The organism is Variovorax endophyticus, assembly GCF_025376855.1.
Lineage (GTDB): Bacteria > Pseudomonadota > Gammaproteobacteria > Burkholderiales > Burkholderiaceae_C > Variovorax.
Genome location: NZ_JAHUTH010000004.1, coordinates 44804 through 64442 on the forward strand (window position 1 = coordinate 44804; position 19639 = coordinate 64442).

Annotated in this window: 16 protein-coding genes; 11 read left to right on the forward strand and 5 right to left on the reverse strand. The window is 69.5% G+C overall.

Going from position 1 to position 19639, the window contains the following annotated elements:
- Positions 1 to 14 precede the first annotated feature (14 nt).
- From KV106_RS06715 to KV106_RS06725, 3 genes are all read left to right on the forward strand, one after another.
- Positions 15 to 1145 carry a 2-aminoethylphosphonate--pyruvate transaminase gene (locus KV106_RS06715; RefSeq protein ID WP_261207876.1) on the forward strand — a complete coding sequence of 377 codons (1131 nt, stop codon included), beginning with the start codon at positions 15 to 17 and terminating at the stop codon, positions 1143 to 1145.
- A gap of 79 nt (positions 1146 to 1224) precedes the next feature.
- Positions 1225 to 2664 (forward strand): MFS transporter, encoded by a 1440-nt coding sequence (locus KV106_RS06720; RefSeq protein WP_261207894.1) that lies wholly within the window; start codon positions 1225 to 1227, stop codon positions 2662 to 2664.
- 270 nt (positions 2665 to 2934) lie between these two features.
- Positions 2935 to 5256, forward strand: a complete 2322-nt coding sequence (locus KV106_RS06725) for an alpha/beta hydrolase (RefSeq protein WP_261207896.1) — start codon at positions 2935 to 2937, stop codon at positions 5254 to 5256.
- Between the two features lie 12 nt (positions 5257 to 5268).
- Here the strand turns inward: KV106_RS06725 and KV106_RS06730 are convergent, their stop codons facing one another.
- Positions 5269 to 6528: an SUMF1/EgtB/PvdO family nonheme iron enzyme gene (locus KV106_RS06730; RefSeq protein ID WP_261207920.1), complete on the reverse strand. Its 1260-nt coding sequence runs from the start codon at positions 6526 to 6528 to the stop codon at positions 5269 to 5271.
- Between the two features lie 205 nt (positions 6529 to 6733).
- Between KV106_RS06730 and KV106_RS06735 the strand changes: the two genes are divergently transcribed.
- Together KV106_RS06735 and KV106_RS06740 are read left to right on the forward strand one after the other, a co-directional pair.
- Positions 6734 to 7357 (forward strand): TRAP transporter small permease subunit, encoded by a 624-nt coding sequence (locus tag KV106_RS06735; RefSeq protein ID WP_057589552.1) that lies wholly within the window; start codon positions 6734 to 6736, stop codon positions 7355 to 7357.
- A gap of 18 nt (positions 7358 to 7375) precedes the next feature.
- Positions 7376 to 9217, forward strand: coding sequence for a TRAP transporter large permease (locus KV106_RS06740; protein ID WP_261207923.1), 1842 nt, complete (start codon positions 7376 to 7378; stop codon positions 9215 to 9217).
- Positions 9218 to 9334: 117 nt separating this feature from the next.
- Here KV106_RS06740 and KV106_RS06745 read toward each other — a convergent pair whose 3' ends face one another.
- From KV106_RS06745 to xseB, 4 genes are all read right to left on the reverse strand, one after another.
- A complete protein-coding gene (locus tag KV106_RS06745; RefSeq protein WP_057589550.1) occupies positions 9335 to 10417 on the reverse strand; it encodes a TRAP transporter substrate-binding protein in 1083 nt (360 codons plus the stop codon).
- A gap of 137 nt (positions 10418 to 10554) precedes the next feature.
- A complete protein-coding gene (gene dxs, locus KV106_RS06750) occupies positions 10555 to 12414 on the reverse strand; it encodes a 1-deoxy-D-xylulose-5-phosphate synthase (protein ID WP_057589549.1) in 1860 nt (619 codons plus the stop codon).
- 22 nt (positions 12415 to 12436) lie between these two features.
- Entirely contained in the window at positions 12437 to 13357 is a 921-nt protein-coding gene (locus tag KV106_RS06755) for a polyprenyl synthetase family protein (protein WP_261207951.1), read from the reverse strand.
- Positions 13354 to 13620, reverse strand: coding sequence for an exodeoxyribonuclease VII small subunit (gene xseB / locus KV106_RS06760; protein ID WP_093349123.1), 267 nt, complete (start codon positions 13618 to 13620; stop codon positions 13354 to 13356). Before xseB ends, KV106_RS06755 begins: the two co-directional genes overlap by 4 nt.
- A gap of 280 nt (positions 13621 to 13900) precedes the next feature.
- Between xseB and KV106_RS06765 the strand changes: the two genes are divergently transcribed.
- The 6 genes from KV106_RS06765 to KV106_RS06790 all read left to right on the forward strand — a co-directional run bounded on the left by KV106_RS06765 (position 13901) and on the right by KV106_RS06790 (position 19636).
- On the forward strand, positions 13901 to 15031 hold the full coding sequence (locus tag KV106_RS06765) for an aromatic ring-hydroxylating oxygenase subunit alpha (RefSeq protein WP_057589543.1): 1131 nt from the start codon (positions 13901 to 13903) through the stop codon (positions 15029 to 15031).
- A gap of 108 nt (positions 15032 to 15139) precedes the next feature.
- Positions 15140 to 16063, forward strand: a complete 924-nt coding sequence (locus KV106_RS06770; RefSeq protein WP_057589541.1) for a DMT family transporter — start codon at positions 15140 to 15142, stop codon at positions 16061 to 16063.
- 70 nt (positions 16064 to 16133) lie between these two features.
- Positions 16134 to 17045, forward strand: a complete 912-nt coding sequence (locus KV106_RS06775) for a sulfurtransferase (protein ID WP_261207963.1) — start codon at positions 16134 to 16136, stop codon at positions 17043 to 17045.
- The gene (locus KV106_RS06780; RefSeq protein WP_261207965.1) at positions 17042 to 17626 is read left to right on the forward strand and encodes a DUF2796 domain-containing protein; all 585 of its coding nucleotides are present in this window, start codon (positions 17042 to 17044) and stop codon (positions 17624 to 17626) included. Before KV106_RS06775 ends, KV106_RS06780 begins: the two co-directional genes overlap by 4 nt.
- A 4-nt stretch (positions 17627 to 17630) precedes the next feature.
- Positions 17631 to 18377: an ABC transporter ATP-binding protein gene (locus tag KV106_RS06785; protein ID WP_057589538.1), complete on the forward strand. Its 747-nt coding sequence runs from the start codon at positions 17631 to 17633 to the stop codon at positions 18375 to 18377.
- On the forward strand, positions 18374 to 19636 hold the full coding sequence (locus tag KV106_RS06790) for an ABC transporter permease (RefSeq protein ID WP_093349115.1): 1263 nt from the start codon (positions 18374 to 18376) through the stop codon (positions 19634 to 19636). The genes KV106_RS06785 and KV106_RS06790 overlap by 4 nt, the downstream gene beginning before the upstream one ends.
- Positions 19637 to 19639: the final 3 nt, after the last annotated feature.

Sequence of the window (19639 nt, forward strand, 5' to 3'; positions counted from 1 at the left end):
TGCCTGGAGACACCATGAGTCAAGCCCCGCATCCGATCCTGCTCACCCCCGGCCCCCTGACCACGTCCGAGCGCACGCGCCAGGCGATGCTGCGCGACTGGGGTTCGTGGGACGGCGACTTCAACCAGATCACCGCGCGCATCCGCCGCCAGGTGCTGGAGATCGTGCACAGCACGGGCACGCACGAATGCGTTCCGCTGCAGGGCAGCGGCACCTTCTCGGTCGAGGCCGCCATCGGCACCGTGGTGCCGCGCGACGGCCACGTTCTGGTGCCGAGCAACGGCGCCTACTGCCAGCGCCTCGCGAAGATCTGCAAGGTGCTGGGCCGCAAGCTCACCACCATCGACTACACCGAGGAGAAGCAGATCTCGCCCGCCGACGTGGACCGCGCGCTCGCGGCCGACCCCGGCATCACCCATGTCGCGGTGGTGCACTGCGAAACCGGCGCCGGCGTGCTCAACCCGCTGCACGAGATCGCATTGGTCGTTGCGAAGCACGGGCGCGGCCTGATCGTCGATGCCATGAGCTCCTTCGGCGCGCTCGAGATCGACGCGCGCAAGACGCCGTTCGATGCCGTGGTCGCGGCCTCGGGCAAGTGCCTCGAGGGCGTGCCGGGCATGGGCTTCGTGATCGTCAAGCGCAGCACGCTCGAGCAATGCGAAGGCCACAGCCCCTCGCTGAGCCTGGACCTGTACGACCAGTGGGTCTACATGGAGAAGACCACGCAGTGGCGCTTCACGCCGCCCACCCACGTGGTGGCCGCGCTCGACACCGCGATCGCGCAGTACCTGGAGGAAGGCGGCCTGGCCGCGCGCGGCGGCCGCTATGCGCGCAACTGCAAGGCGCTGGTGAGCGGGCTGGCCGCGCTGGGCCTGCGCGCCTTCCTCGACCCGGCCATCCAGGCGCCGATCATCGTCACCTTCCATGCGCCCGACGATCCGCGCTACGACTTCAAGACCTTCCACAACGAGGTCAAGAAGCGCGGCTACATCCTCTACCCCGGCAAGCTCACGCAAGTGGAGACCTTCCGCGTGGGCTGCATGGGGCACTTCGGCGACGCGGGCATTCCGGGCGCGGTCGCCGCCATCGCCGAGACGCTCGAGGCCATGGGCATCCGGCAGGCATCGGCCGCCGTCGCGGCCTGAACGGACAACGCATGGCACCGGCGCATTGCAGCGCCGGTCCTACAACGCGGGGCACGGCACGCTTCCCATAATCGGGCACATGACGGCGCTGCGCAGCGACATCCCCGCCCGCCTCGACCGCCTGCCCTGGTCGCGCTGGCACTGGCGCGTGGTGATCGCCCTCGGCGTGGCCTGGGTGCTCGACGGCCTCGAGGTCACCCTGGTGGGCTCGATCGGCGCCGTGCTCGAGCGGCCCGACACGCTCGGCCTCACGGCCGGCGAGATCGGCCTCTCGGGCTCGATCTACGTGGCCGGCGCCGTGCTCGGCGCGCTGCTGTTCGGCCGGCTCACCGACCGGCTCGGACGCAAGAAGCTGTTCCTGGTCACGCTGGTGGTCTACACGCTGGGCACGCTGGCCACGGCCTTCTCTCCCGACTTCGCCTTCTTCGCGCTGTGCCGCTTCGTCACCGGGCTGGGCATCGGCGGCGAGTACGCGGCCATCAACTCGGCCATCGACGAGCTGATCCCCGCGCGCGTGCGCGGCCGCGTCAACCTCGCGATCAACGGCAGCTTCTGGATCGGCGCCGCGCTCGGCGCCGGGCTGAGCCTGGTGCTGCTCGACGCGCGCGTGATCGGTCCGGTGTGGGGCTGGCGCGCCGGCTTTGGCCTGGGTGCGGTGCTCGCGGTGGCGATCCTGCTGGTGCGCCGCCATGTGCCCGAGAGCCCGCGCTGGCTGATTGCGCACGGCCGCGCCGATGAGGCCGAGCGCATCGTCGGCGCCATCGAGGCCGAAGTCTCGGCGCAGCACGGGCCGCTGTCCGCGCCGCGCAGTTACGTCGACTACACGGCCGCGCGCCGCGAGAGCCCGCCGATGCGGCAGGTGGCGCGCGTGCTGCTGCAGCATTACCGGCAGCGCAGCGTGGTCGCGCTCGCCTTGATGATCGCGCAGGCCTTCTTCTACAACGCGATCTTCTTCACCTATGCGCTGGTGCTGACGCGCTTCTACGCCGTGCCCGAGGCCAGCGTGGCGCTCTACATCTTCCCGTTCGCGCTCGGCAACGTGCTGGGGCCGCTGCTGCTGGGCCCGCTGTTCGACAGCGTGGGCCGGCGCCGCATGATCGCGCTGACCTATGTGCTCGCGGGCGTGGGGCTGGCCCTCACCGGCTGGGCCTTCATGCAGGGCTGGCTCGATGCGCGCAGCCAGGCGTTGTGCTGGTCGGCCGTGTTCTTCCTCGCCTCGGCCGCCGCGAGCTCGGCCTATCTCACGGTCAGCGAGGTGTTCCCGCTCGAGATGCGCGCGATGGCGATCGCGATCTTCTATGCCATCGGCATGGGCGCGGGCGGCTTCGCGGCGCCGCTGCTGTTCGGCCTGTTGATCGAGACCGGCAGCCGCGGCGCGGTGATGGTCGGCTACTGCCTGGCCTCGGTGCTGGTGGTGGTGGCCGGGCTGCTCGCGCTGCGCTATGCGGCCGACGCGGAACGCAAGCCGCTCGAGGAAGTGGCACCGCCGCTGGCCTCCGAGCACGGCGGCGAGCGCTGAGGCCCGGCGCGGCCATCGCCACGCGGTTGCGTCTGCACCGTGGCACGGCACCGGCAAGGCATGTGACTTGCTTCGGCCTCGCGGTCCGCACCGCGAGATGCAGGACTCCTACAAACGTCGACGCCCCCGTCTTCGATTCATTGCTTTCGCGATCCGGACATCGCCAGAGGCGCGTTGCAACCCCGTCGCGATTCGCCTCGATTCTTAAGAAATCTTGGGAGAAAGCAATTGAAAACAAAGCGTTCGACACGCGCGGCGGCAGCCTGCGCGATGCTCCTGGCCTGCGTGCTCGCGAGCGGATGCGGCGGCGGCGATGACACGGCCGTGCGGCCGCTCGCGGTCCCGCCCATCGCACCCGCCGACCCCGCGCCGACGATCTCCGTGACCGCGCCGCCCAACCCGGCGGACCCCACGGCGATCACGCGCTTCACCTCGACCGTGCCGTTCGGGGAAAAAGGCAGCTACCTGTCGTCGGAGCAGATCGTCTACGGCTTCGGCACCACGGCGGTGTCGGATGCCCAGTACAAGGACGTGATCTATACCGTGCCGCTGCGAGGCACGGTGCGCTATCCGATGGCTCAGGCCGGTGCGCCGGGCGCGTCGAAGGTGCAACCCTCCGCCGCCGGCGGCCATCCGGTGGTGGTGTTCCTGCACGGCATGCACGACGCCTCCGACCTCAACAACGCCAAGGGCTACGACTACCTGCAGAAGGGCCTGGCCGAGAACGGCTACGTGGCCTTCTCGATCGACGCGGGCAAGATCAACGGCCTCAACAACATCAACGCATCCGACGCCGGCGCGCTCGCGCGCGGCCAGTTGCTGATGACCACGCTCGACCTGCTGCGCGCCGGCAATGCGACGGGCGTGTTCAACGGCGTCGAACTGCCCGGGCTCAAGGGGAAGCTGGACCTCGACCGCGTGGGCATCGTCGGCCACTCCCGAGGCGCCGAGGCGGTGGCCTACGCGGTCGAGCTGAACCGGCAGCGCATCGGCATCAGCTACCAGAACGTCGAAGCCGCGCGCGAGATCCGCCAGGCGGCCGCGCTCGCCGAGGCCGAGCAGGCGCGGATCCAGAAGCGGGTCGAGGCCGCCTCGGCCACCGTCAGCCAGCTGACCGTGCAGCTCATCATGGCGCAGGCCGCGCTCACGGCGATGCAGGGCCAGTCGCCGCCCGCGGCGCCTGCGGTGATCGAGGCGCTGAAGCAGGACCTGCGGCGATGGAGCGAACAGGTCGCGGCGGCCCAGGCGGTGCTCGACGCGGAGAAGGCCGCGCTGGAAAAGGCCAGCGCCCGTTTCCGGGACGCGAGCTCGATGCCGAAGCTCATCAATGCGGGCAGCAGCGCGTGGCTGGAGCAGGTCTCCTCGCCCGAGGCCCTGCGCGAATCGGGCGTGCTGCTGCCATCGGGCAGCGAGCCGCCGCACCGGATCCGCGCGGTCTTCTCGCTGGCGCCGATCAACGCGCGGCGGCTGTCGAACGTGACCTACGTGCCGTTCGCGACGCTGCTGCCCACCTGCGACGGCGACGTCTACAACATGCCGGGCGCGCAGATCTTCGACGACAGCCGCAACACGGCGGCGGACGAGACCGCGCCCAAATACCAGGTGGTCGTGCGAGGCGCCAACCACAACTTCTACAACGACCACTGGTCCGAGAACGACGATTCCGAGAAGAACGCGCCGCTCTATTGCAAGGCGGGAAAGATCGAGACGCTGCGGCTCGGCGCCGACGACCAGCGGCGCAACGGCGAGTTCCTCATGCAGTCGTTCCTGCGCTACTTCGTGGGCGACGAGTTCCAGTTCGCGCCGTACTGGAAGGGACAGGCGCCCATTCCTTCCGCGGGCTGCCCGGCCGGCGAGCGCCAGTGCGACGAGCGCGTCGTGCTGACGGTGCACCAGCCCGCCACCCAGCGCAAGCTGCTCCAGGACTTCCGCAACGCCGATGCCAGCGCCAGGAATGCGAGCGGACTCGCGACGCGCTACGAGCGCTTCGAGGCGACCGTCCAATGCCAGTTCCTGGCCATCGACGGCCTGCTGGGCGGCCGCAAGGCGGCCTGCACCGATCCGCTGAGCCAGCGCCCGGTCGAGCGCCTGTTCAAGGAAGGCGAGCTGTACCGCCCATCCTCGTACGACGGCAAAACCCTGCTGACCTGGTCGACCACGGATCAGGCCCAGCTGCAATGGGAAGCGGCCGGCCCCGTCATGGCCATCGACACCGGCGATCTTTCAACCCAGGGCTTCGACACGCTGAGCGTGCGCGTCGCCGTGCTGGCCCCGATCGGCCAGGAGGTCGAGATCGCGCTCGTCGACACGCAGGGCCGCAAGGCCGCGCTCAAGGGCAGCGACTTCAGCGATGCGCTCTACGGGATCGCGCGCAAGCCCGACGGCGCGATCCCGCTGGTCGACGCGCCCGAGGACGCGATCTATGCCGACACGGGCACCACCCGGCCGCTGCTGAACATGGTGGCGGTTCCGCTGAAGGCCTTCGCGCTGCATGGCGTGGACCTCGCGCACATCCGGCAGGTCACGCTGCGCTTCCCGAAGGGTTCGGGCAGCGTGGCCGTCACCGACGTGCAGCTGCAGCGGATGGACTGAACGCCACGCCGGCTACAGCGCGCAGGTCCTGAAGCCCAGGAAGCCGTCGTCGCGCCACGGCAGCGCGAAGCCGCGCCGCCGCATCGAGCGCAGCCGCGCGCGCGTGGCGAACGAGGCCCCGCGCAGCACGCGCGCGCGGCCGAAGCCCGCGGCGGGATCGAACTCGCCGCCGCCGCTCCAAGGATCGGCGCGGTAGCCGGGCCAGGGCTGCAGCGTGCCCGCGGTCCATTCGTGCACGTCGCCCCAGCGGAAACCACGCCGCGCCGCGGCATGCGCCGCGATCTCCCACTCGACCTCGGTCGCGATGCGGCGGCCGGCCCAGCGGGCCCAGGCATCGGCCTCCCACCAGCTCAGGTGCACCGCGCTGTGGTGGCCGGCCGCGCGCACGGTGGCGCCGAAGCGCTGCTGCAGCACCGAGCCGCCGGTGGCGCTGCGCGCCGCGCCGATCTGCTCCACGTGGCGCGGCCCGCGCCGGCCCTCGGCCTGCGCGGCCAGCCAGCGCCAGCCCTCGCCGTGCCAGAGCTCCTCGCGGTCGTAGCCGCCGTCGTCGACGAATTCGGTGAACTGGTTCCAGGTGACCGGCTGGGCATCGATCTCGAACTCCGGCACGTCGACGCGGTGTGCGCCGCGCTCCTGCGCGAAGGCGAAGCCGGCCTCGCCGCGGCCCAGCTCCCAGCGCGTGGCAGGCAGCGCCAGCGGCTCGCGCACCACGCTCACGGGCGCCTGCTCGATGCCCAGCGGCAGCCCGAGGGTCTGCGCCATCACCACGAACTGCTCGCCGCGCAGGTCCTCGTGGAACAGCGCGAGGCGGTAGAAGTAGAGGCCCGCATCGGTCTCGGCCGCATGCTCGAGCAGTTCGAGCGTGCTCTCGAGCGTCTCGAGCAGGTAGGCCTTGGTCTGGGCCAGGTCCGGCAGCCCGGGCGCCCAGCGGCGCTCGGGGCCGATCTGCGCGGGGTTCCACCAGTCGTCGGCCCCGGGATCGATGGCCGCGAGCCGCGTCGGTCGCACCGGACAGTCGGCGCCGAAGGCACGCTGCGTGTTGCGCCCGATCCACCATTCGGCGAACCAGCCGATGTGGCCGGCCAGCCAGACCGGCGGCTGCATGCCCTCCTCGCGCTGCAGTTCGGGCGGCACCGGCAGCGCGGCCGAGCCCAGCGCCTGCTCGTAGAGCGACAGCAGGTGCAGCGTGTGGTTGCGCGCATCGATCAGCGCCAGCGACAGCAGTTCGCGGCCGGCGCGGAGCATGTCGGGGGAGTCGATGCTGGCGGGCATGGAAACCGCCGGGTCGGACGCGGGGCGCGGTGTCTGGGCCATGGCCCATTATGGCCACCGCCCCCGGGGTAGCCCCTGAAGGTAATCCCCGGGGTAGTTCATTAGAATTCAGCCCGCTTCCCCGCACCCGACCCGCCGGCGCACAACGTCGGTGCGTCGGGTGCATTCGTATCGGGGCGGCTTCCACTACAAAAATGGAGATGTGATGCAAGGCTTGCTCAAGCTGTCCCGGGCCATCGACTGGCTCAACGCCCAAGTGGGCAAATACGCCATCTGGCTCATCCTGGCCGCCACCGTGATCAGCGCCGTCAACGCGCTCGTGCGGAAGGTCTTCAACACCAGCTCGAACGCGTTCCTCGAGGTCCAGTGGTATCTGTTCGCGTGGTCGTTCCTGATCGCCGCGGGCTTCACCCTGCTGCACCGCGAGCATGTGCGCATCGACGTGGTCAACAGCCGCCTGTCCAAGCGCAAGCAGGTCTGGATCGACATCATCGGCTTCGCCTTCTTCCTCACGCCGCTGTGCCTGGCGGTGCTCTACCTCTCGACCCCGGTGGTGATCCAGATGTACCAGTCGGGCGAGGTGTCCGGCAATTCCGGCGGCCTGATCCGCTGGCCGGTGTGGGCGGCGCTGCCGGTGGGCTTCGTGCTGCTGCTGCTGCAGGGCTGGTCCGAACTGATCAAGCGCATCGCGTTCCTGCGCGGCCAGGGACCCGATCCCATGGGCCGCCTGACCGACAAGACGGCCGAGGCCGAACTCATCGAAGCCCTGCGCCTGCAGGCCGAGGCGGATGCCGCCAAGGCCGGCACCTCGGCCAAGCCGCAGCACTGAGCGCACCAGACACACACCATGGAATTCATCGTCGCCAACTTCGCCCCGATCATGTTCGCGGGGCTGATCTGCTTCCTCCTGCTGGGCTTTCCCGTGGCCTTCAGCCTCGGCGCCTGCGGCCTGTTCTTCGGCCTGATCGGCATCGAACTGGGCGTGTTCCAGTCCTCGGTGATGGCCTGGCTGCCCCAGCGGCTCATCGGCATCATGGCCAACGACACGCTGCTGGCGGTCCCCTTCTTCACGCTCATGGGGCTGATCCTCGAGCGAAGCGGCATGGCCGAGGACCTGCTCGACACCGTCGGCCAGGTGTTCGGCCCGATGCGCGGCGGCCTGGCGCTGGCCGTGATCTTCGTCGGCGCGCTGCTGGCGGCCACCACCGGCGTGGTGGCGGCCTCGGTCATCTCGATGGGCCTGATCTCGCTGCCGATCATGCTGCGCTACGGCTACGACCGGCGGCTCACCAGCGGCGTCATCGCGGCCTCCGGCACGCTGGCCCAGATCATCCCGCCCTCGCTGGTGCTGATCATCATGGCCGACCAGCTCGGCAAGAGCGTCGGCGACATGTACAAGGGCGCCTTCCTGCCCGGCTTCATGCTGATGGGCCTGTACGTGCTGTACGTGGTCTTCCTCGCGATCTTCAAGCCCGCCCAGGTGCCCGCGCTGCCGCCCGAGGCACGCACCTTCCGCGAACCCAACGGCAGCGGCGGCTACGTCTCGCTGGTGGCGCTCACGGCCCTCTCGGCCGTGGTGGCCGTGGTGCTGGCGCGCAACATGGCGGCCGTGCACACCTGGTTCCAGGGCGAGGAAGTGACCTCGGTCGCGACCGACGAGAAGGTCGTGGTCGCCATGTGCGGCGGCGTGTTCGTCGCGCTGGTGATCGCGCTGGTCAACAAGGGCCTGAAGCTCAACCTGCTGTCGCGGCTGGCCGAGCGCGTCACCTTCGTGCTGATCCCGCCGCTGCTGCTGATCTTCCTGGTGCTGGGCACCATCTTCCTGGGCGTGGCCACGCCGACCGAAGGCGGCGCGATGGGCGCGGTGGGCGCGCTGGTCATGGCCTGGCTGCGCGGGCGCATGAACATGACCCTGCTCAAGCAGGGCCTGGCTTCGACCACCAAGCTCTCGAGCTTCGTGATGTTCATCCTGATCGGCGCCACGGTCTTCAGCCTGGTGTTCCAGGCCGCCGACGGCCCGATCTGGGTCGAGCACCTGCTGTCGGCGCTGCCCGGCGGCCCGGTGGGCTTCCTGATCGCGGTGAACGTGCTGGTGTTCTTCCTGGCCTTCTTCCTCGACTACTTCGAGCTCTCGTTCATCGTGGTGCCGCTGCTGGCGCCGGTGGCCCACAAGCTGGGCATCGATCTGATCTGGTTCGGCGTGCTGCTGGCGGTGAACATGCAGACCTCGTTCATGCACCCACCCTTCGGCTTCGCGCTGTTCTTCCTGCGTTCGGTCGCGCCCGAGAAGCAGTACGTGGACCGCGTGACGCAGAAGGTCATGGAGCCCGTGACCACGATGCAGATCTACAAGGGCGCGATCCCCTTCGTGCTGATCCAGCTGACGATGGTGGGCATCCTGATCGCCTTCCCGCAACTGGTGACCGGCAGCCTCGACAAGGAGGTCAACGTCAACCTCGAGGACATCGGCGCGCAGATGCGCGACAGCCTGAAGTCGGAAGACGGCGCCCCGTCCTCCGAGCCCTACGGCAACGACCAGCCGGCCTCGCCCGACGCGGCGCCGGGCAGCACGCCCGATGCCGGCGCGCCGCAGGGCGCGGAAACGCCCGCGCCCACGGCCGAGCCGGCCGAGAGCGATCCGCTCAAGGCGATGGAGGACGCGCTCAAGCAGGGCGACAAGAAGCCCTGACGCGCGGGCGGCGCCCTCCGGGGCGCCCCTCAAGAAAAAGGCCGGCCACTCTCGCGAGCGGCCGGCCTTTTTCGTGGCCCGGTCCGGGAAGGGCTGGCGCCCTCCCGGCCGTGGAACTCAGATCTTGACCGAGTTCATGTACTGGTTGAACGGGTACTCCGAGAAGCGGTTCCACAGGATCTGGTCGCGCTGGAAGGCGCGCATGTCCTGGTGGATCTTCTTGAACTCGGGCGACTTCGCCTCGTGCTCGGCGAAGGTGTCCATCGAGGCCTTGAAGCCGGCATCCATCACGGCCTTCGGGAACGCCTTGAGCTGGGTCTTGGCGGCCACCAGCTTCTTCAGCGCGACCGGGTTGTAGGCGTCGTACTTGGCGATCATGTCGCGCGCCGCCACCTTGGTGGCCGCGTCGAGGATGGCCTTGTTCTCGTCCGACAGCTTGGCGTAGGCCTTGTTGTTGATGAAGAACTCGAGGTCGGCGCCGCCTTCCCACCAGCCGGGGTAGTAGTAGTAGGGAGCGACCTTGTTGAAGCCCAGCTTCTCGTCGTCGTGCGGGCCGACGAATTCGGCCGCGTCCAGCGTGCCCTTCTCGAGCGCCTGGTACACGTCGCCGGCGGGCATGTTCTGCGACACCACGCCCAGCTTGGCCATCGCCTCGCCGAACACGCCGCCGCCCATGCGCATCTTCAGGCCCTTGAGGTCCTCGACGGTCTTGATTTCCTTGCGGTACCAGCCGCCCATCTGCGTGCCGGTGTTGCCGGCGCTGGCGGTGCGGAAGTTGTAGTTGGCGAAGAAGGCGTCGAGCAGCTTGCGGCCGTTGCCGTACTCTTTCCACGAATCGGTCTGGCGGGCCGTCAGGCCGAAGGGCACCGCGCAGCTGAAGGCGAAGATCGGATCCTTGCCGGTGAAGTAGTAGGCCGCGGACTGGGCCATCTCCAGAGTGTCGCCCTGCAGCGCGTCGACCACGCCGAACGCGGGCATCAGTTCGCCCGCGGGGTGCGCGGAGATTTCGAACTTGCCGCCCGACAGGGCCTTGACCGTCTTCGAAAGCATTTCGGCACTGCCGAAGATGGTGTCGAGCGAGCGGGGGAAGCTCGACGCCAGGCGCCAGCGCACGGCGGCCTGCGCATGAACGGCAGGCGCGATGCCGGCAGCCAGAACGCCGGCGATGCCGGCGTTTTTGATGAGGGAACGACGATCCATTGATTTCACTCCGAGTGCTTCAAGAAAAACGAAACGCGGCTTGTGACCGCGTTGGGGACTTTTGTAAGTCTTAAGGCCTGTGCGTCGACAGGCCTTGGACGATTGTAAAAACGCCCTTACACACGGGCGGCGGGGGTTTACCCTGCGACAGCGCCGAAGCGTTGCCGGATCGACTGCTCGATGCCGGGCGCATCGAGCCCGATCGAGGCCAGCAGCTTGGCCGGGTCGCCGTGCTCGATGAAGCGGTCGGGCAGGCCCAGCTGCAGCACCGGCACCTGCACGCCGGCGGCCTGCAGCGCCTCGAGCACCGCGCTGCCCGCGCCGCCCATCAACGCGCCTTCCTCGAGCGTGACCAGCGCCTCGTGCGAGCGCGCCACCTCGAGCAGCAGCTCCACGTCGAGCGGCTTGGCCCAGCGCATGTTGGCGACCGTGGCGTCGAGCGCCTCGGCGGCCGTGAGCGCCGGATACAGCAGCGTGCCGAAGGCCAGGATGGCGATGCGTTGGCCCTGGCGGCGCAGCTCGCCCTTGCCGAAGGGCAGGCCGTCGAGCGCCAGGTGCGGCTCGACGCCGGCACCCGCGCCGCGCGGATAGCGCACGGCCACCGGGTGGTCCTGCTCGTAGGCGGTGGTCAGCAGCTGCCGCGTCTCGCGCTCGTCGGCGGGACAGGCGATGCTCATGTTCGGGATGCAGCGCAGGAACGGGATGTCGTAGGCACCCGCATGCGTGGCGCCGTCGGCGCCCACCAGGCCCGCGCGGTCGAGCGCGAACACCACCGGCAGGTTCTGGATCGCGACGTCGTGCACCAGCTGGTCGTAGCCGCGCTGCAGGAAGGTCGAGTAGATCGCCACCACCGGCTTCAGGCCTTCGCAGGCCAGGCCCGCGGCGAAGGTCACGGCATGCTGCTCGGCGATGCCGACGTCGTAGTAGCGGTCGGGGAAGCGCTGCTCGAACTCGACGAGACCCGAGCCTTCGCGCATGGCCGGCGTGATGCCGACCAGCCGGCCGTCCTTGGCCGCCGTGTCGCACAGCCACTGGCCGAAGACCTGCGTGAAGGTCTTCTTGGGCGCCGACGCGGGCTTGACCAGGCCGACCTGCGGATCGAATTTGCCGGGGCCGTGGTAGGCCACGGGATCGGCCTCGGCCAGCTTGTAGCCCTGGCCCTTCTTGGTCACCACGTGCAGGAACTGCGGGCCCTCGAGGTGCTTGAGGTTCTCGAGCGTGGGCACCAGCGAGTCGATGTCGTGGCCGTCGATCGGGCCCACGTAGTTGAAGCCGAACTGCTCGAACAGCGTGGCCGGCACCACCATGCCCTTGGCATGCTGCTCGAAGCGCTTGGCCAGCTCGAACAGCGGCGGCGCGGCGCGCAGCACGCTCTTGCCCACGTTCTTGGCGGCGGCGTAGAAGTTGCCGCTCATCAGCTGCGCGAGGTAGCGGTTGAGCGCGCCCACCGGCGGGCTGATCGACATGTCGTTGTCGTTGAGGATCACGATCAGCCGGCAGTCGCACACGCCCGCGTTGTTGAGCGCCTCGAAGGCCATGCCGGCCGTGAGCGCGCCGTCGCCGATGATGGCCACGGTGAAGCGGTCCTCGCCCTTCTGCTTGGCGGCCATGGCCATGCCGAGCGCGGCCGAGATGCTGGTCGACGAGTGCGCGGTGCCGAAGGTGTCGTACTCGCTCTCGCTGCGCTGCGGAAAGCCCGAGATGCCGCCGAGCTGGCGCAGGGTGGGCATGCGCTCGCGTCGGCCCGTCAGGATCTTGTGCGGATAGGTCTGGTGGCCCACGTCCCACACCAGCCGGTCGTGCGGCGTGTTGAAGACGTGGTGCAGCGCGACCGTGAGCTCCACCGTGCCGAGGTTCGAGCTCAGGTGGCCGCCGGTGCGCGAGACGTTGTCGAGCACGCAGGCGCGCACCTCGTCGGACAGCTGCTTGAGCTGGGCCCGGTCGTACTGGCGGATGGGGGACGGATCGTGGAGCGTGGGGAGCAGCGGAGCGGCCATGGATCGTGGTGTTCGTTCTTGTCTAGCGGTCGCGGGCGACGACCATGTGGGCCAGGGCGCGCAGCGCCGCGGTGTCGTTCAGGCCGCTCGCATCGAGCGCGGCGAGCGCGTCGTCGAGCAGTTGCGAAGCCTGGGCCCGGGCTCCCTCGAGCCCCAGCAGCGACACATAGGTGGGCTTGTCGGCCGCGGCATCCTTGCCGGCGGTCTTGCCGAGGGTCTGCGAATCGGCTGTCACGTCGAGGATGTCGTCGACCACCTGGAAGGCCAGGCCGATCGCCGCGCCATAGCCGCGCAGCGCGGTCAGCGCCGCGGGCGAAACACCGGTGCCGCAGGCCGCGCCCATCTCGACGCTGCCCTGCAGCAGCGCGCCGGTCTTCAGGCGGTGCATCTCGCGCAACTGCGCTTCGTTCAAGGCCACGCCCACGCTCGCGAGGTCGATCGCCTGGCCGCCGGCCATGCCCTGGCTGCCGGCGGCGCGCGCGAGCATGCGGCACAGCGTGGCCTGCATCGCGGGCGGCACCTCGTCGCCATCGGGCGTGAGCAGCTCGAAGGCCAGCGCCTGCAGCGCGTCGCCCGCGAGCAGTGCATCGGCCTCGCCGAACTTCACGTGCACGGTGGGCTTGCCGCGGCGCAGCACGTCGTTGTCCATGCACGGCAGGTCGTCGTGCACCAGCGAATAGGCATGGATCAGCTCGGTGGCGCAGGCCGCGCGCAGCGCCGCGGCCGCATTGCCGCCGACCGCCTCGCTGGCCGCGAGCACCAAGAGCGGCCGCAGCCGCTTGCCGCCGTCGAGCACCGCATAGCGCATGGCCTCGCCGAGCAGCACCGGCGAATCGACGCCGACCCAGCCCGACAGCGCCTGTTCGACGCGCTCGAGGTGCGGACGGCTCCAGAGCGCGAGGCGGGCCTGATCCCAGGCGGAGGACGTGGTGGCCGCGGTCATTCGGCGGCCCAGGGCTTGAGGCTGCCCGCGTCGAGCACCTTGATCTGGTCTTCCACCGCCTGCAGCCGGTCGCGGCAGAAGGCCAGCAGCGCGGCGCCGCGCTGGTAGCTGCCCAGCAGCTGGTCGAGCGGCAGCTGGCCCGATTCGAGTTCCGCGACCAGTTGCTCCAGTTCCTGGAGTCCCGCTTCGTAGCTGACGGGCATCGGGCCCGTGTCGGGCGTGGGCGCCGGACTGGACGCGGGAGAGGAAGGCACCTTGGGCATGCGGGGGCAACGAGGATGAAACCGCGCATTTTAGGTCGCGGCCGATGGCACATCGGCGGCTTGCGTGACACCGCGGCGCGGCGTCGTGCACGGCCGGACAGGGCGCCGGCCCGACCAGGGTGAAAGCCCCAGGGGCCACAAGGAAGGCCCCCCGGGTACAATCACCCTCCCCCAGCCGGTCACGCCGGCGCAACTCTCGGGCCGGCACGCCTCTCCTGTCGTCGGTACCTTCCGTTTCAATTTTGTTTTCCTCCCTGTGGGGAGCTTGGTCAGGTCCTCCATGTCTGATTTAAGTCTTCAACTGCAGCAGGCCACGAGCCAACTTCCGGTTTCCGCGTACTTCGACGAGGCGCTCTTCGCCCGCGAGATGGAAACGCTCTTTGCCCGTGGCCCCCGCTATGTCGGCCACCGCCTTGCCGTGCCGGAGGCCGGCAACTTCCACACGCTGCCCCACGAGCACCAGGGCCGCGCGCTGGTCCACACGCCCAAGGGCGTGGAACTGATCTCCAACGTCTGCCGCCACCGCCAGGCCGTGATCCTGCAGGGCCGCGGCGAACTCGACGCGCGCACCGGCGGCAACATCGTCTGCCCGCTGCACCGCTGGACCTATGCCGCGGCCGACGCGCGCACCACCGGCACGCTGATCGGCGCACCGCATTTCGCGCAGGACCCCTGCCTGAACCTGCACAACTACCCGCTCACCGAGTGGAACGGCCTGCTGTTCGAGGCCAACGGCCGCGACATCGCGGCCGACATGGCCGGCCTGGGCCCACGCGCCGACCTCTCGTTCGAGGGCTTCGCGCTCGACCACGTCGAGCTGCACGAGTGCAACTACAACTGGAAGACCTTCATCGAGGTCTACCTCGAGGACTACCACGTCGGCCCGTTCCATCCGGGCCTGGGCAGCTTCGTCACCTGCGACGACCTGCGCTGGGAGTTCAACCGCAACTATTCGGTGCAGACGGTGGGCGTGGCCAACCGCCTGGGCCGCGCGGGCAGCCCGGTCTACCAGAAGTGGCAGGAACAGCTGCTGCAGTACCGCGAGGGCAAGCCGCCCAAGTACGGCGCGATCTGGCTCACCTACTACCCGCACGTGATGATCGAGTGGTATCCGCACGTGCTCACGGTCTCGACCCTGCACCCGGTCAGCCCCACCAAGACGCTCAACATGGTGGAGTTCTTCTACCCCGAGGAAATCGTCGCCTTCGAGCGCGAGTTCGTCGAGGCGCAGCGCGCCGCCTACATGGAGACCTGCGTGGAGGACGACGAGATCGCCGAGCGCATGGACGCCGGCCGCCGCGCGCTGATGCTGCGCGGCGACAACGAGACCGGCCCCTACCAGAGCCCGATGGAAGACGGCATGCAGCAGTTCCACGAGTGGTACCGGCGCGAGCTGCAGGCCGCCGGCTGAGGCGTCGAAGCGACTGCTTCCGCCTCGTTTCCTGCTATTCTCTTGATAGCTGAACACGTCCGATTGGCGGGCGTTTCAGCTATTTTTCTTTTGTAAGAAGTCAAGACGATGCAAGCGCTCTGGATGGTGCTCGGCGCCTTTTTGTTCGCCACCATGGGCGTGGCCGTGAAGATCGCCTCGGCCTGGTTCACCAGCGGGGAGATGGTGCTGTGGCGCGGCGTCATCGGCATCGTCTTCCTGTGGCTGCTCGCGCGCAGCCGCGGCGTCTCGCTCGCCACCCGGTACCCGGGCATGCATGCCTGGCGCAGCCTGATCGGCGTGGTCTCGCTGGGCGCGTGGTTCTATGCCATCGCCCACATGCCGCTGGCCACGGCCGTCACCCTCAACTACATGAGCAGCGTCTGGATCGCCGCCTTCCTGGTCGGCGGCGCGCTGCTGGCCTGGATGCCGGTGCCGGGCCGCGACGGCCGCGTCTCGCGCCCGCCGCTGCAGGCGCCGCTGGTGCTGACCGTGCTCACCGGCTTCGTCGGCGTGGTGCTGATGCTAAAGCCCAGCGTGGATTCGAGCCAGGGCTTCGCCGGCCTGCTGGGCCTGCTGTCGGGCCTGACCGCCGCCTTCGCCTACATGCAGGTGGTGGCGCTCTCGCGCATCGGCGAGCCCGAGATGCGCACGGTGTTCTATTTCGCGCTCGGCTCGGCCGTGGCCGGTGCGCTGGCCACGGCCTTCACGGGCTTTTCGGAATGGAACTGGCGCCACGGCCTGTGGCTGCTGCCGATCGGCCTGCTGGCCGCTCTCGGACAGCTTTGCATGACCCGCGCCTACGCCACCGCCAAGACCCAGAGCGGCACCCTGGTGGTGGCCAACCTGCAGTACTCGGGCATCATCTTCGCGGCCTTCTACAGCGTGGTGCTGTTCGACGACCGCATCGACGCCGCCGGCTGGACCGGCATGGCGCTCATCATCGCGAGCGGCGTTGCCGCAACCGTGTTGCGTCAGCGTACAGTTCCGCAAGCGCCGGCCGAGGAACATTGAGGCCGGTTCGCAGTCCCTTCACCGTCCGCCGCGCCCGTTGCGCGGCCCATGCGCCAAGGAGTTCTTCGCCATGACCTTCACCACCCTCGTTTCCGCCGCCGAGCTGCGCGCCCTGCAGGCCGCCGGCACGCCGCTCATGGTGTTCGACTGCAGCTTCGACCTCATGAAGCCCGAGTCGGGCGCCCAGCAGTACGCGGCCTCGCACATCCCCGGCGCGCTGCATGCCGACCTCGACACCGACCTCAGCGCCAAGCATGGCAAGCCCGGCGCGCACGGCGAGGTGGTGGTGGCGCAGGAAGACGGCGTGCCCGCCTCGGGCGGGCGCCATCCGCTGCCCAGCCGCGAACGCTTCGCGGCCTGGCTCAGCAGCATCGGCTTCTCGAACGACATGCAGGCCGTGGTCTACGACCGCAACGGCGCCAACTACTGCGGACGCCTGTGGTGGATGCTCAAGTGGATGGGCCACGACGCCGTGGCCGTGCTCGACGGCGGCCTGCAGGGCTGGCAGGCCGAGGGCGGCGAGGTCACCGACCGCGAGGAGCCCGCGCGCTTCCAGTCGAACTTCGTCATGGGCGAGCCGCTGGTGCGCCTCGTGACCACCGACACCGTGGTGCGCCAGCTGGGCCAGCCTGACCAGAACCTGATCGACGCGCGGGCCGGTGCACGCTATCGCGGCGAGGTGGAACCTCTGGACCCGATCGCCGGTCACATCCCCGGGGCACTCAACCGCCCCTTCGCCGAGAACCTCGGTCCCGACGGCAAGTTCAAGCCCGCCGCGCAACTGCGCGCCGAGTTCGAAACGCTGCTCGAAGGCCGCGATCCGGCGACGGTCGTCCACCAGTGCGGCAGCGGCGTGAGCGCCGTTCCCAACCTGCTCGCGATGCGCATCGCGGGGCTCGGAACGGCCGCGCTCTATGCCGGCAGCTGGAGCGAATGGAGCAACACCCCGGGGCTGCCGACCCGGCAAGGCGCCCAACCATGACCCAGATCCGATCCAGCGTCGCTCGACGCATCCTCGCTTCCGCCGCCATCGCCCTGATCGCCTCGGCCCCGTTCGCCGCCGCGCAGGCCCAGCAGCAGCACGCCCACGTGCACGGCCAGATCAAGCTCGACGTCGCCATCGACGGCCCCACGGTCGTGATCGCCATGGAGTCGCCGCTCGACAACATCGTGGGCTTCGAGCGCGCGCCCAAGACCGATGCCGAGAAGAAGACCGTCGAGGATGCCGTGGCCCAGCTGCGCGCGGCCGACAAGCTGTTCGCCATCGACCCCGCCGCGAGCTGCAAGCTCGGCCCGGTCGAGCTGCAATCGGCCGCGCTCGGCCTGGGCAAGCCCGATCCGAACGAGCCCGAGGGCCATGCCGACCTCGACGCCACCTTCTCGTTCAACTGCGCCAACGCGGCCGCCGCCAAGTACATCGACATCGGCCTGTTCGCCGCCTTCAAGGGCACGCGCCAGATCGATGCGCAGATCGCTTCCGCGCAAGGCCAGTTCAAGCGCCAGCTCAAGCGCCCCGCGGGTGCGCAGGCCGCGCAGCCGGCCCGCCTGACCTGGGGCAAGTGAGGTCGTGAGCCTTCCTTCGCAGGCCGAATCCACGCCGCTGCGCGTGGTGCTCTCGGCCGAATCGCTGCGCTTCTCCTGGCCCGGCAGCGCCACGCCCTGCATCGACATCGAGGCCTTCCGCATCACGGCCGGCGAATCGGTGTTTTTGCATGGCCCCAGCGGCTGCGGCAAGAGCACCCTGCTGTCGCTGCTGGCCGGCGTGCTGGTGGCCGACGAGGGCCGCGTGTGCCTGCTGGGCCACGACTGGTCCAAGCTCTCTGGCGCCGCGCGCGACCGCTGCCGCGTGGCGCACGTGGGCTACATCTTCCAGCAGTTCAACCTGCTGCCGTACCTGAGCGTGGTCGACAACGTGCTGCTGCCCTGCCGCTTCTCGGCACGCCGCCGCGAGCAGGCCTCGCGCCAGCGCGGCGCGCGCGAGGAAGCCGAGCACCTGCTCGACCAGATGGGCCTGGACCGCAAGCTCTGGCAGCGCCAGGCAATGCAGCTCTCGGTGGGCCAGCAGCAGCGCGTGGCCGCGGCGCGCGCGCTCATCGGCCAGCCCGAGGTGGTGATCGCCGACGAACCCACCTCCGCGCTCGACGAGGACCGGCGCGAGGCCTTCCTCGACGTGCTGCTGACCGCCTGCGCCGAGAACGACAGCGCGCTGGTGTTCGTGAGCCATGACCAGCGCATCGCGCAGCGCTTCGCGCGCCATGTGCTGCTGCCCGAGATCAACCGCGCCTCGAGCGCGACGATGGCGACCGAAGAATGAAGGCCCTCTTCTCCATCGCCTGGCGCAGCGCCTGGAACCGCCGCTTCACGCTCGCGCTCACCGTGTTCTCGATCGCGCTGTCGACCTTCCTGCTGCTGGGCGTCGAGCGCATCCGCACCGAGCTGCGCGAGAACTTCGCCTCCTCGGTCTCGGGCACCGACCTGATCGTGGGCGCGCGCACCGGCTCCACGCAGCTGCTGCTGTACTCGGTGTTCCGCATCGGCGCGGCCACCAACAACATCTCGTGGAAGAGCGTGCAGGCGCTGCAGGCGCACCCCGGCGTCGACTGGGTGGTACCGCTGTCGCTCGGCGATTCGCACCGCGGCTTCGCCGTGCTCGCGACCTCGCCCGAGTACTTCACGCGTTTTCGCTACGGCGACCGCCAGTCGCTCGCGCTGCGCGAGGGCAAGCCCTTCAGCGAGCTGTTCGACGCCGTGGTCGGCGCCGAGGTGGCCGACAAGCTCGGCTACCACGTGGGCCAGAAGATCACGCTGGCGCACGGCAGCGGCGAGCTCAACGTGGCCGAGCATGCCGACAAGCCCTTCACCGTGGTGGGCGTGCTCGCGCGCACTGGCACGCCGGTCGACCGCACCGTGCACATCGGCCTCGCGGCCATGGAGGCGATCCACCTCGAATGGGTGGGCGGCGCGCCCATGCCCGGCGTGAAGATCCCAGCCGACCAGGTGCGCAAGTTCGACCTCACGCCCAAGAACGTGACGGCCGCGCTCGTGGGACTGAAGAACCGCGCCGCCGTGTTCTCGGTGCAGCGCTGGATCTCCACCTACACCGGCGAGCCGCTGATGGCGATCCTGCCCGGCGTGGCGCTCGACGAGCTCTGGAGCGTGATCGGCGTGGGCGAGAACGCGCTGCTGCTGATGTCGGGCCTCGTCGCGCTCGTGAGCCTCGCGGGCCTGGTGTCGGTGGTGATGGCCGGCCTCAACGAAAGGCGGCGCGAACTGGCCGTGCTGCGTGCCGTGGGCGCGGGCCTGCGCCACGTGCTGGCGCTGCTCGCGCTCGAGGGCGCGCTGGTCACCGTGCTCGGCGTGCTCGTGGGCGTGCTGATGGCGGTGCTGGGCATCGCCGGCCTCGCGCCCTGGCTGCAGTCGCAGTTCGGGCTGACATTGCGGCTTTCCGAACCTACACTGAACGAATGGCTGCTGCTCGCGAGCCTGCTGGCCGCCGGCTGGCTGGCGAGCCTGCTGCCCGGCATTCGCGCCTACCGGCTCTCGCTCGCCGACGGGCTTTCACCGAGGATCTGATCC